This is a genomic window from Bdellovibrio sp. HCB290, assembly GCF_047305925.1.
In the GTDB taxonomy this organism is placed as follows: Bacteria; Bdellovibrionota; Bdellovibrionia; order Bdellovibrionales; family Bdellovibrionaceae; genus Bdellovibrio.
On the sequence record NZ_CP178620.1, the window covers coordinates 3,714,586 to 3,725,980 of the forward strand.

Below are 11,395 nucleotides of genomic sequence, written 5' to 3' on the forward strand. Positions count from 1 at the left end.
GGCGCAATAGGAGCATACGATGAAAATCAATATCGGCATCAATGACAAAGACAGAAAAGAAATCGCAAAAGGTCTATCCACATTGCTGGCAGACACTTACACACTTTATCTTCAAACTCACAATTTCCACTGGAATGTAGAAGGTCCGATGTTTCAAACTCTTCATTTGATGTTTGAAACTCAATACAATGAATTGGCATTAGCAGTGGACTCTATTGCAGAACGTATTCGTGCTTTGGGACACTATGCTCCAGGTACTTATGCAGAGTTTTCGAAACTTTCTTCAATCAAAGAAGTTCCTGGTGAAAAACTAAGCGCAACAAAAATGATCGAAACATTGGTGCTTGGCCAAGAGACAGTGGCGCGCACAGCTCGTTCAATTTTTGCTGTAGTTGAAAAATCCAGCGACGAACCAACTGCGGATCTTTTAACTCAAAGACTTCAAATCCACGAAAAGACAGCATGGATGTTGAGATCTTTGTTGGAAAAAAAATAGATTCCAAAAAAGAAAAGGCTCCCAAAGGGAGCCTTTTTAAATCTAAAAAATGGTGGCTTGAGACGGAATTGAACCGCCGACACAAGGATTTTCAGTCCTCTGCTCTACCAACTGAGCTACCAAGCCATTCAGAACTAACTGAATTCTTTTGTTCAAAGAGACATTGGTTTAACTTTTGCCCCCCTGCCTGTCAACAATTAGACTTTGTCGAACGCAGATTTTAGGTCACCCAGAAGGTCGTTCAGGTCCTCAATTCCCACTGAAAGACGAATCAAGCTGTCATCAATTCCCAAAGCCTTGCGATTTTCAGGAGGCACGGAGGCGTGCGTCATAATCGCCGGGTGCTCGATCAAGCTCTCAACCCCGCCCAGGCTCTCTGCCAACGCGAAAATTTCTACGTTTTCCAGGAATTTACGGGCCGAATCCATTCCCCCCTTGATGTAGAAAGTGATCATGCCGCCGTAACCATGCATCTGCTCTTTGGCCAATGCATGCTGGGGATGACTTTCCAAACCTGGGTAAATGACTTTTTCAACTTTCTCGTGACCTTCAAGGAAGCGAGCCACCGACATCGCATTTTCCTGATGGGCCTTCATACGCAAAGGTAAAGTTTTCAAGCTTCTTAAGCACATAAAGGAATCGAAAGGACCCTGGATAGGACCCATCGAGTTACTTAAGAATGCCATACGTTCCGCGATGTCATCGCGAGAAGTAACCGCAACACCACCAACCACATCACTGTGACCACCGATGTACTTAGTTGCCGAATGCACAACAATATCCGCGCCCAATTCCAGAGGTCTTTGGAAATAAGGACTCATGAAAGTATTGTCGACAGCAACGATGATGCCCTTGGCTTTGGCGATTGCAGAAATCTTTTTGATATCAACAAGCTTCAAAGTTGGGTTTGTTGGGGTCTCAAGCCAAACCATTTTAGTGTTTGGTTTGATCGCCTTTTCAAAGTTTTCCACTTTCGTCAAATCCACGAATGAAAACTCCATGCCATCATGTCTTAAAACTTTGTCGAATAAACGGAATGTACCGCCGTACATATCGTCCATGGCAATCACGTGATCGCCACCCTTGATAAGGTGCAAAATCACAGTCGTCGCCGCGCAACCAGAAGCAAAAGCAAATCCAAATTTTCCGCTTTCAAGGCTCGCCATGCAGTTTTCATAAGCTCTGCGAGTGGGATTGTGAGTACGGGAATACTCCCATCCTTTATGTACACCCGGTGAGGATTGTACATAAGTCGAGGTCATATACACCGGAGTCATGATCGCGCCTGTTGTTGGATCAGGGGACTGACCTGCGTGAATCGCACGAGTCGCAAAACCAAGTTTTGAATTAGTGTTTTTCATAAATATACCTATTATTTCGAAAGGTTTTTAAGTGCTTCTTCTGCACTGATCACTCTGTTGAACACAGTTTTTACATCATCTGCCTTCAAAAAGCCGTTTTCGACCATCCATTTGTCATTAAACGCCTTACTCAGGTATTGGCGTCCGCTGTCAGGGAAAATCACCACGATATTTTGTGGAGTTTCAATCTTTTCAGCATACTTCATTGCCGCCACCAAAGCGGTTCCGCTGGATGGACCTACCAAAAGACCCTCTTCTGAGACCAGTCTGCGTGTCATTTCAAATGCCTCTGGATCGCCGACGCGAACAAAACCGTCATAGATATCCAGATGAACGTTTCCTGGAAGCATGTCCTCCCCGATACCTTCAACTTTATAGGATCCTGGCGGATCAACGATCTTCTTATGATAGAACAAATCGTAAAGAATCGATCCAATTGGATCTGCACAGATAATTTTAACGCCGGATTTTTGCTCTTTAAGATACTTTGCGCAGCCTGAAAGAGTTCCGCCTGTTCCTGCGCCACCGACCAAAACGTCGACCTTACCATCAGTTTGTTTCCAGATTTCTGGACCTGTTGTCTGATAGTGGCGAGTTGGGTTGTCATTATTAAAGAATTGATTGGTCAAGAAAGCGCCCGGAATTCCATCAGCGATCTTTTTTGAAACAGTATAGTGACTCAGCTCATGCTCTGGTTCCACCATCGGAGTGATAACTACTTGTGCACCATAAGCGCGCAAGATTGCTCTTTTCTCCTCGCTCATCTTTTCCGGCATCACGAAAATACATTTGTAGCCCTTAACAGCAGCTGCCAAAGCCAGACCAACCCCGGTGTTACCAGAAGTGGCTTCCACGATTGTACCGCCCGGTTTTAAATCACCGCGTTTTTCAGCCTCTTCGATCATCGCAACTGCGACGCGATCCTTGATGCTTCCGCCGGGATTAAAGTACTCAACCTTTGCGAAAAATTTATGTTTAGAACCCTTAGTGACGTTGCGAAGTTCCACCATCGGAGTGTGCCCGACAGCTTCCAGGATGTTTTTATAGATTTCTGACATGATTGATTAGCTTTCTAAGTCTCTGCTTCGGTTGGGACGAAGTAAAACTGTGTTCATTGACTGCAAAACTGTATTCATTTGAGTCATTGGATCCGTGGAATATTCCATTCCCAGCTCTGAAGTCAGCTGTTTCACCAGATTTCTGTTAGGTTGATCTTTCATCAACTCCCCTACCAGTTTCTCCAACGATACAGACTTCTTCTTTGTTTCAAGCTCGGCCATGGATTTCCCCCAACGGGCTCACTCTATCACCCCCCTCCCAAAGAGTGAAAAAAATTTTGCAGCAAGGGACCAAAAAGCAGCAACAAGAAGGCTGGAAACTGAAACAAGAGCAGTGGGATCAGCAATAGAAAAGGAAGTCTCGCGAGCTTGGTACTTATCTCGTCCTCGCAGGCCTCAATCATTTCACCTTCCAGGCTGACAATAACATTATAGACCGCCTCACCACGTAATCCCCGCTCCAGAACCTGCAAGAGCACCTGGCGATGGGGTGATGAGATCTCATTAATGAGGCCATGGGTGACCAATCCTTGCTGCAATAGCGCCATCCATTGAGCAACTACGGCAGAAAATTCCCCATGATGACGCTTTAAATAGTTCAATATGCCCGATTTCACGGGTTGTCCCTTCTCCAATGCGCGTTTTACACAAAGTAAAAGAGCCAGCGGCGGAGCTACACCTTCCATTTCATCCTCCGACCCACGCTAAAAATAATGACGAGCCCCAAAACGAACATAAAAAGGGAACAAATTATTAAAAATCGGTGGTTCATAAAGCCAAATTGCACAAATACAAATGCTAAAAGCGCCCCGTAAAGGGCGGTGACAATTATCGCCTGCATCTTAATCTGCTGGGTCACTTGTCCGGACCTACGTCGAAAATTTTCTTCCACTTTATACTGTCTTCGAAGTGCTTTTACCTGATCAAGCGTGCGGGTTTGCGAACGATCAATCTCGAACAACTCTTCCTGCAAATCCTTTATCCGCGCGGCTTTCGCGACGATGGAGTTTTCGGAACTTACGATCCAATTATAGATTTCACGCATCTGATTGCGCTGCCAACCGCGCTGACTTTCGATTGCCATATGCAGGCTTTGTCGGAAGGATTTTCCGGCTTGAATTCCCAAAATCAGGTTGTCCAACATGGGGATCACTGCCTTAGAAAGTCGTCGCGAAAGAAAATTGCGGAAAATATCCGGAAAAAACTTTAAACTTATTAAAAGAATGCCGATGAAAAGCCAGAGCGATACCGCTGAGTCGGAAATCGCGGCGATAAATGTGATCACAACGAAGTTCAAGATCATCAAAGACCGCGAACGACGTTGAGAGATTGCAAATTCCCGCGAGATGTTGGCAAGTGAACGCTGAACGAGCGCTTGTCCGAACATCGAAAGCATAAAAAAAGTGATCAAGAAGGGCCTCCCTGGCTTTTTGTTGATCGCAAAAAATATGCAAGAAATTTTTTTGTTGACGGCGGTGGTCGATTTGGGAAGACTTAGGGTAAGTAAGGTTTTTTACAAGTAAGTAACAACAACAACGTTTGCATCCTAGGAGGAGCACATGGCAAAGAAAGCAGCAAAAAAAGCTACTAAAAAAGCAGCAAAGAAAACTACTAAAAAAGTAGCTAAAAAAGCTACTAAAAAAGTAGCTAAAAAAGCTACTAAAAAAGCTTCTAAGTAGTTAGACGCTGTACTAATTTAGTACACTGAACCCCAGAGGCAACTCTGGGGTTTTTTTATGTCCGAAATCCGCTCTGGTAGCGGCTTTCAAATAAAAAAGGCCCGCATGTCTGCGAGCCTTTTTTATTTAAATCAGTGATGATCTTTTTAGAAATAGTATAGAGCTCCGACGGTTCCTGAAGGAATCAATTGCGCGCGTTTTACTTCATACATTGCAACCACTTCAGCGAAGAAAGAAGTGCCCGCAAAATCACCCGACAACTGATTATACTGAAGACCAAAGGAGGCATTTAAAAAGTCCGTTCCAAACTGTCCGGTGCGCTTTTCATCTTCGGTTAAAACGCGGTCCAGAATGCCCGATTCTTTCCATGAGGTGGAATTTCCCATTGAATTATACCAGCGGGAATAACCTGCAGTGTAATAAGGTGCGATATAATCGCCCTCAAAAGCATGCTTCCAGGAAAATTGGATCGAATTATAACCGGGACCGGTCCCGAATCCGGCCACAACACCATTTTCATCTTCAAAATTAAACTCTCCGGTGATTCCCACCAGACCCAATTGGCCACCTACAGACATTCCCAATCCAACTTTGCGATCCTGACGCATACCCATGGTTGAAGAATAGTTCATTCCAAGTCGCTCGGCCCGCATAGAATCACTATAATCCTGCTCAATGCTAAGTGCTTTTGAAGATACTGAATTTGAATCCGACCACAGATTTGATGTCGAGATTTCAGCAAAGGAATAGTTGGAGGTCAGCAGGGCAAGAACCGTGATAACCGTAAAACGTGAAAACATAGAAGCCTCCTTTTAGCTAATGATCTAAAAGATACGGGCTCTGACGCCTTCTTTTTGCAAGAACTGCTTAATCGCCGGGCCATCAAGTGGTTCTAATCTGAAAAGAAGCTTATGAACCAGATCATAAGTGTCTTCCGCCTTTTTAGATCGAAGATTTGAAGTAAAGTAAGCAAGATCGTCGCTAATTTTGATGGAATTGTTCAGCAAGCGCGAAATTTCCGGATTTTTTGTCGTCTTATCCAACAAAACCAGCGTGCGATTGAAGTTTGTCACCAGCGCATCCATCTGTTTTAACGTGCTGGTGACAGATCCTTCATTTTTTTCCAGTATTTCGATCATTTTTCCGGCCAAACCGTATCCTTGTGACAAAAGCTGATCAATTCGCGGAGGATCTTCACCACGAACATACTCACCAGCGGCAAATTCCCCGGCAGCTGCAGATCCCGGAGAGATTTCCAGAAACTTTTCCCCAATTACTCCGGCAAGATTGATAAAGAATTTGGAATCTTTACGGACGCTCGTCCAGGCCTTTTTATCCACAGTTATCGTCAGGCGAAGTTTCACTTCCTCACCCGTTGCCATTTTAAATTCAGGATCAAATGTGATGGATTTCACCTTACCCACTTTGATACCCATAACCCGAACAGGAGAACCCTCTTCGATACCACCAGCAAAGTTGAACATCACATTAAGTTCTTTTGTATTCGAGAATGGTGAAATGAAGCCCATGGCATAAGCAAACGCCATAACCATGATTATACTTACCAGAGCTAACAAACCGACCTTGGTTTCCACTTTCATAAACGCTCCTGAAAAACCTCAATAAAGGTAACTAAAAGTATAAGATAAAATGAAATCTATAACAATAATTGCAATCGAAGCCACGACCACGGTGTTTGTAGTCGCTTTACCAACACCTTCAGCACCTTGCTGACAACGAAAGCCAAAATAACATGCCACTAATGGAATAACTCCACCAAAACAGGCACCTTTTATCACAGCAAAATAGACATCCTTAAATTGAACAAAGCGATGCATGGAACCGATGAACATTCCCGGCGTGTACCCCAAATAACTTTGGCTGATCACCATCGCTGCAAACAAACAGGTCATATTGGAAATCACAGTCAGTAAAATGCCGCCCACAACACACGCGAAGAATCTGGGTATAACCAGATAGTTGATCGGATCAATTCCCAGCATTTTCAAAGCGTCGATCTGTTCCGTAATTTGCATGGTTCCGACTTCTGAAGCGTATCCCGCCCCCACACGAGAACACAGCAAAAGTGCCGTCACGATCGCTGCAAGTTCTCTTAGAATAAGAACTGCCGCAAAACCCGGAACCATCGCATCGTTTTGAATAACCAGTTTCATGTGAAATGATGACTCCAGGATGGTCACAATTGCCGCAAAACAAACACAGAAAACGATAATGAAAAGACTGCGATTTGCTACAAAGTACAGCTGCTGAAAGAATTCTTTGCGACGAAATGGTCCGGAAAATGTTCCCCAAAAGGTTTCAGCCAGTAAATTCATCATGACCGATACCCCCTGAAAGCCTGAATGATGACATCACCCAGAAAACTGGTGAACCAATCCATAACCACAATGCAAATCATTGTGGTTACGGCCGTTGCCACGACGGCACGACCCACACCTTTTGCTCCACCGGAAGTTGTGAAACCTTTATAGGTGCAGATGGTCGCAAGAACCACCGCGAATACCAGACTTTTAATCAACCCGCTTAAAATAGATATCGGATGGACAATTGTTGGAATGTGACGAATGTATTCTTCAGCAGATATCCCTGCAAATGCCTGGGCCAGCGCCATCCCACCAAAAACAGACATCATTAGACCCGCAGCCAGAAGAAAAAAGCTGGAAACGACGATGCCAATAAATCGTGGCACAATGATTTCCTGAATAGGATCCGCGCCCAGACAGCGAACGGCATCGATTTGCTCGGTGACTCGCATAGTTCCAAGTTCAGCCGAAGTATAGGCACCTACTTTTCCGCTAAGCATAAAGGCAATCAACATCGGGCCAACTTCCCGGAAAGTCGCACTGGTCGCTAGTCCCCCAAGGAATCCCAAAGCACCAAACTCGCGAATCGGCATTGCAAATTGCACAGCCATGATTGCGCCGACAAAGAATCCCGCCATGGCCGTCATCGCGAAGGATTCGGTGGAAACCTTCCAAATTTGCGTGAATATTTCGTGGGTTTTTAGGCGTTTTACAAAGATCGTGCTGATGATCTTCTTTAGAAAGATAAGAGTCCCGCCAATTTCATCCAGAACTCCCACTGCCAATGTCATCATGCCAGCACCTCTGCCAAAAAGTCCTTAACCAGAGGCACTTCTGATTTTTTTAGTTCTTCCGGGGTGCCCATTTCGACTATTTGCCCCTTATCCAGAACAATAATTCTGTCGGCGATGGATAAAGCGCAGTTCATGTCATGACTGACCACGAGGGAAGTTGTTTTTAAAGATCGGGAAAGATCATAGATCAACTGATTCACTGCTGTTGTGGTGACCGGATCCAAACCTGTGGTGGGTTCATCAAAAAGCAGAATCTTGGGATCCAACGCCACCGTGCGCGCCAGACTTACGCGCTTTTGCATTCCATACGAAATCTGTGATGGCAACTTGTCTTCGACTTGCTTCAAATGCACCAGGCGCAAGGCTTTGGCGACTTTATCTTTGATGATGTCTTCTGAATAATCATAGTGCCGACGCAGTCCAAATGCCACGTTTTCGAATATCGTCAATGAATCAAAAAGAGCAGGATGCTGAAACACCATTCCGCACTTCTTTCGAATGGGCAAATACTGCTCCTCGGTAAACTTGGAAACCTCTTCGCCATCAATCCAGATTTCACCCTGATCCGGCGTCAGCAATCCCACAAGATTTTTCAAAAGTACGGACTTACCTGTGCCAGACGTTCCAAGAATGAAAACAATTTCGCCTTCACGAATAGTCGCCGAAAGTCCATTTAGAACTGTGCGCTCACCGAATCTTTTGACGATCTTTTTGAACTCTATCACCCGTAAATTTTAGGGTTGGATGTTATGCGGGGTCAAGCGCCGTCAATGGCCCTTCAAGCAAGCCGCGTACAAATTGTCTTACTCTTGGATCAGGGTGATTTTCAGTTTCTTTCGGAGTACCCGTGATAATCACTTCTTCATTTACCACCATCGCAATTCGGTCAGCCATCTGATAAGCACGATTCATATCATTCGTGACTGCAACAATGGTGGAATTGTTCTGCTGCTGAAGTGTCTTGATCAGTGTGATGATTTTTTTTGAAGTGATAGGATCCAACCCTGCAGTGGGATCATCATAGAAAATGATTTTCGGATCCAAAGCCAAGGCCCGCGCGATTCCCAGACGCTTTTGCATGCCTCCACTGATTTCGTCAGGAAACAAATCACGGGCATGAGGAATCCCGACAGCATCCAAAAAGCTCTCGGCTTTCTTTGTTATTTCCCACTCCGAAAGGCGGGTCGTTTCACGCAACGGAAAGCAGATATTTTCGATACAGGAAAGGGAATCGAACAAGGCATTCTTTTGAAACAGAATTCCCATTTTTTTAAGAAGTGGCAGTCGCTCTTTGTTGCCCAGCGTTAGCCAGTCGCTTTGTTCAACAAAAACTTTGCCATCTTGAGGGGTTACGAGGCCTGACAAAGTTTTCAGTAGAGTCGTCTTACCCTGTCCACTAGGGCCAATAATGACAAAAGCTTCGCCGGACTTGATATCCAGATTTACGGAGCGCAACACGACCTGTGAGTCAAAAGTCACAGTCACGTTTTCCAAACGCAATACACTCCCCATTTTCCCTACCTTCCATCAGTCCTGCGCCGAGCGGTAATCCTTGTCTCTGAGTATGATTTGATATTGAATGGGGCCACAAACGCAAGTTCATAATCGGAGTTAGTACATGAATATTCATGAGTATCAGGCCAAAGAAGTCTTGAGAAAGTTCGGAGTAGCGACGCTTAAAGGTAAGCTGGCTCACTCTCCAGAAGAAGCAGTTGCTGCTGCTAAAGAAATCGGTGGATCAGTTTGGGTTGTTAAAGCTCAAATCCACGCTGGTGGCCGCGGTAAAGGCGGTGGTGTTAAAGTTGCTAAGTCTTTGGACGAAGTTTCCGCATACACTAAAAACATGATCGGCATGACTTTGGTGACTCACCAAACAGGCCCTGAAGGTAAAGTTGTTCAAAAAGTTTTCATCGAACAAGGTTGCAACATCGCTAAAGAATACTACGTTGCCTGCTTGATCGACCGCGCTACTGGAAGAGCTGCAATGATGGCTTCTTCTGAAGGCGGTATGGATATCGAGGAAGTTGCAGAACACAATCCAAACGCGATCATCAAAGTCGACATCGATCCAACTGTTGGTTTGATGCCGTTCCAGGCTCGCGAATTGGCATTCAAAATCGGTATGGCTCCAGAGATCGTAAACAAAGCTACGAAATTCTTCACGGGTCTTTACAACGCGTTTATCGCTACTGACTGCTCTATCGCAGAGATCAATCCTCTAGTTGTTACTAAAGAGGGCGATGTTCTTTGCCTGGACGCTAAAATGAACTTCGATTCAAACTCATTGTTCAGACATCCAGACATCGTTGAAATGCGCGACTTGAACGAAGAAGAGCCTTCTGAAATTGAAGCTTCCAAGTTCGATCTAGCGTTCATCAAACTTGATGGTAACATCGGTTGCTTGGTGAATGGCGCGGGTCTTGCGATGGCGACTTTGGACATCATCAAATTGCACGGCGCTGAGCCTGCAAACTTCCTGGATGTTGGCGGCGGCGCTAACAAAGAGAAAGTAACTGAAGCGTTCAAAATCATCCTTAAAGACAAAAACGTTAAAGGCATCCTGGTTAACATCTTCGGTGGTATCATGAAATGTGACATCATCGCTGAGGGCGTAATCGCTGCTTCTAAAGAGTTGGGTCTTAAAGTTCCATTGGTTTGCCGCCTTGAAGGTACAAACGTTGAACTTGGTAAAAAAATGTTGAAAGAGTCTGGCTTGAACATCACTCCAGCAGACAATTTGACTGATGCAGCTAAGAAAATCGTTGCTGCGATTAAAGGATAAGCGAACATGGCAATTCTTATTAACAAAAACACAAAAGTAATCTGCCAAGGTTTCACTGGTGCTCAAGGTACATTCCACTCTGAGCAGGCATTGGCATACGGAACAAAAATGGTTGGTGGCGTGACTCCAGGTAAAGGTGGCACGACTCACATCGGTCTTCCAGTGTTCAACACTGTGAAAGAAGCAAAAGAAGCTACAGGCTGTAACGCTTCTGTGATCTTTGTACCTCCTCCATTTGCTGCTGACTCTATCATGGAAGCTGTTGATGCTGATTTGGATCTTGTGATCTGTATCACTGAAGGCATCCCGGTTCTTGATATGGTTAAAGTAAAAGAATACATGAAGGGTAAACGTACTCGTTTGGTTGGTCCAAACTGCCCAGGCGTTATCACTCCAGGCGAATGCAAAATCGGTATCATGCCAGGTCACATCCATAAAGCAGGTCGTATCGGCGTTCTTTCACGTTCCGGTACATTGACTTACGAAGCTGTTGGTCAATTGACTGCACTTGGTATCGGTCAATCCACTTGCGTAGGTATCGGTGGTGACCCAGTGAATGGCACAAACTTCATCGACGTTTTGAAATTGTTCAATGAAGATCCAGACACTGACGGTGTAATCATGATCGGTGAAATCGGTGGTACTGCTGAAGAAGAAGCTGCTGAATACATCAAAGCTCACTTCAAAAAACCTGTGACTGCCTTCATCGCTGGTGCTGCGGCTCCTGCTGGTAAACGCATGGGTCATGCTGGCGCGATCATCAGCGGCGGCAAAGGTACTGCAGAAGCTAAATTTAAGGCTCTTGAAGCTGCTGGTTGCAAAATCTCTCGCTCCCCTGCTGACATGGGAACGACGATGCAATCTATGCTTAAGAAGTAGTTTTTTTTACTCAAGTTAGTAT

At 45.0% G+C, this 11,395-nt stretch carries 14 protein-coding genes and 1 tRNA gene; 3 read left to right on the forward strand and 12 right to left on the reverse strand.

Annotated features, from left to right (window positions below):
- Positions 1 to 19: 19 nt before the first annotated feature.
- Complete coding sequence (locus tag ACLVWU_RS18140) at positions 20 to 496, forward strand: Dps family protein (protein ID WP_413576305.1); 477 nt, start codon at positions 20 to 22, stop codon at positions 494 to 496.
- Positions 497 to 546: 50 nt separating this feature from the next.
- Here the strand turns inward: ACLVWU_RS18140 and ACLVWU_RS18145 are convergent.
- The 12 genes from ACLVWU_RS18145 to ACLVWU_RS18200 all read right to left on the reverse strand — a co-directional run bounded on the left by ACLVWU_RS18145 (position 547) and on the right by ACLVWU_RS18200 (position 9,224).
- Positions 547 to 622, reverse strand: a tRNA-Phe gene (locus tag ACLVWU_RS18145).
- A 71-nt stretch (positions 623 to 693) separates the two neighbouring features.
- Entirely contained in the window at positions 694 to 1,857 is a 1,164-nt protein-coding gene (locus ACLVWU_RS18150) for a cystathionine gamma-synthase (protein ID WP_413576306.1), read from the reverse strand.
- 11 nt (positions 1,858 to 1,868) lie between these two features.
- Positions 1,869 to 2,915, reverse strand: a complete 1,047-nt coding sequence (locus tag ACLVWU_RS18155) for a PLP-dependent cysteine synthase family protein (RefSeq protein WP_413576307.1) — start codon at positions 2,913 to 2,915, stop codon at positions 1,869 to 1,871.
- A 6-nt stretch (positions 2,916 to 2,921) separates the two neighbouring features.
- On the reverse strand, positions 2,922 to 3,137 hold the full coding sequence (locus tag ACLVWU_RS18160) for a hypothetical protein (RefSeq protein ID WP_413576308.1): 216 nt from the start codon (positions 3,135 to 3,137) through the stop codon (positions 2,922 to 2,924).
- A 26-nt stretch (positions 3,138 to 3,163) separates the two neighbouring features.
- The gene (locus ACLVWU_RS18165; protein WP_413576309.1) at positions 3,164 to 3,601 is read right to left on the reverse strand and encodes a hypothetical protein; all 438 of its coding nucleotides are present in this window, start codon (positions 3,599 to 3,601) and stop codon (positions 3,164 to 3,166) included.
- The gene (locus ACLVWU_RS18170) at positions 3,589 to 4,326 is read right to left on the reverse strand and encodes a hypothetical protein (protein ID WP_413576310.1); all 738 of its coding nucleotides are present in this window, start codon (positions 4,324 to 4,326) and stop codon (positions 3,589 to 3,591) included. The genes ACLVWU_RS18165 and ACLVWU_RS18170 overlap by 13 nt, the downstream gene beginning before the upstream one ends.
- Before the next feature lie 414 nt (positions 4,327 to 4,740).
- Positions 4,741 to 5,394 (reverse strand): hypothetical protein, encoded by a 654-nt coding sequence (locus ACLVWU_RS18175; RefSeq protein WP_413576311.1) that lies wholly within the window; start codon positions 5,392 to 5,394, stop codon positions 4,741 to 4,743.
- Between the two features lie 24 nt (positions 5,395 to 5,418).
- Positions 5,419 to 6,195: an MlaD family protein gene (locus ACLVWU_RS18180; protein WP_413576312.1), complete on the reverse strand. Its 777-nt coding sequence runs from the start codon at positions 6,193 to 6,195 to the stop codon at positions 5,419 to 5,421.
- Between the two features lie 18 nt (positions 6,196 to 6,213).
- On the reverse strand, positions 6,214 to 6,933 hold the full coding sequence (locus ACLVWU_RS18185) for an MlaE family ABC transporter permease (protein ID WP_413576313.1): 720 nt from the start codon (positions 6,931 to 6,933) through the stop codon (positions 6,214 to 6,216).
- Positions 6,930 to 7,712, reverse strand: coding sequence for an MlaE family ABC transporter permease (locus ACLVWU_RS18190; RefSeq protein ID WP_413576314.1), 783 nt, complete (start codon positions 7,710 to 7,712; stop codon positions 6,930 to 6,932). The genes ACLVWU_RS18185 and ACLVWU_RS18190 overlap by 4 nt, the downstream gene beginning before the upstream one ends.
- Positions 7,709 to 8,437 carry an ABC transporter ATP-binding protein gene (locus ACLVWU_RS18195; RefSeq protein ID WP_413576315.1) on the reverse strand — a complete coding sequence of 243 codons (729 nt, stop codon included), beginning with the start codon at positions 8,435 to 8,437 and terminating at the stop codon, positions 7,709 to 7,711. The genes ACLVWU_RS18190 and ACLVWU_RS18195 overlap by 4 nt, the downstream gene beginning before the upstream one ends.
- A 22-nt stretch (positions 8,438 to 8,459) precedes the next feature.
- Positions 8,460 to 9,224 carry an ABC transporter ATP-binding protein gene (locus ACLVWU_RS18200; RefSeq protein ID WP_413576316.1) on the reverse strand — a complete coding sequence of 255 codons (765 nt, stop codon included), beginning with the start codon at positions 9,222 to 9,224 and terminating at the stop codon, positions 8,460 to 8,462.
- A 106-nt stretch (positions 9,225 to 9,330) separates the two neighbouring features.
- Between ACLVWU_RS18200 and sucC the strand changes: the two genes are divergently transcribed.
- Both sucC and sucD read left to right on the forward strand, forming a co-directional pair.
- On the forward strand, positions 9,331 to 10,494 hold the full coding sequence (gene sucC / locus ACLVWU_RS18205; RefSeq protein WP_413576317.1) for an ADP-forming succinate--CoA ligase subunit beta: 1,164 nt from the start codon (positions 9,331 to 9,333) through the stop codon (positions 10,492 to 10,494).
- 6 nt (positions 10,495 to 10,500) lie between these two features.
- A complete protein-coding gene (gene sucD / locus ACLVWU_RS18210) occupies positions 10,501 to 11,373 on the forward strand; it encodes a succinate--CoA ligase subunit alpha (RefSeq protein WP_413576318.1) in 873 nt (290 codons plus the stop codon).
- The last annotated feature ends 22 nt before the right edge of the window (positions 11,374 to 11,395 follow it).

What these genes read in the sequence shown, in the direction of transcription:
- ACLVWU_RS18140 (WP_413576305.1), top strand. Translation starts at nt 20, where the DNA reads ATGAAAATCAATATCGGCATCAATGACAAAGACAGAAAAGAAATCGCA.
- ACLVWU_RS18150 (WP_413576306.1), bottom strand. Translation starts at nt 1,857, where the DNA reads ATGAAAAACACTAATTCAAAACTTGGTTTTGCGACTCGTGCGATTCAC.
- ACLVWU_RS18155 (WP_413576307.1), bottom strand. Translation starts at nt 2,915, where the DNA reads ATGTCAGAAATCTATAAAAACATCCTGGAAGCTGTCGGGCACACTCCG.
- ACLVWU_RS18160 (WP_413576308.1), bottom strand. Translation starts at nt 3,137, where the DNA reads ATGGCCGAGCTTGAAACAAAGAAGAAGTCTGTATCGTTGGAGAAACTG.
- ACLVWU_RS18165 (WP_413576309.1), bottom strand. Translation starts at nt 3,601, where the DNA reads ATGGAAGGTGTAGCTCCGCCGCTGGCTCTTTTACTTTGTGTAAAACGC.
- ACLVWU_RS18175 (WP_413576311.1), bottom strand. Translation starts at nt 5,394, where the DNA reads ATGTTTTCACGTTTTACGGTTATCACGGTTCTTGCCCTGCTGACCTCC.
- ACLVWU_RS18180 (WP_413576312.1), bottom strand. Translation starts at nt 6,195, where the DNA reads ATGAAAGTGGAAACCAAGGTCGGTTTGTTAGCTCTGGTAAGTATAATC.
- ACLVWU_RS18185 (WP_413576313.1), bottom strand. Translation starts at nt 6,933, where the DNA reads ATGATGAATTTACTGGCTGAAACCTTTTGGGGAACATTTTCCGGACCA.
- ACLVWU_RS18190 (WP_413576314.1), bottom strand. Translation starts at nt 7,712, where the DNA reads ATGATGACATTGGCAGTGGGAGTTCTGGATGAAATTGGCGGGACTCTT.
- ACLVWU_RS18200 (WP_413576316.1), bottom strand. Translation starts at nt 9,224, where the DNA reads ATGGGGAGTGTATTGCGTTTGGAAAACGTGACTGTGACTTTTGACTCA.
- sucC (WP_413576317.1), top strand. Translation starts at nt 9,331, where the DNA reads ATGAATATTCATGAGTATCAGGCCAAAGAAGTCTTGAGAAAGTTCGGA.
- sucD (WP_413576318.1), top strand. Translation starts at nt 10,501, where the DNA reads ATGGCAATTCTTATTAACAAAAACACAAAAGTAATCTGCCAAGGTTTC.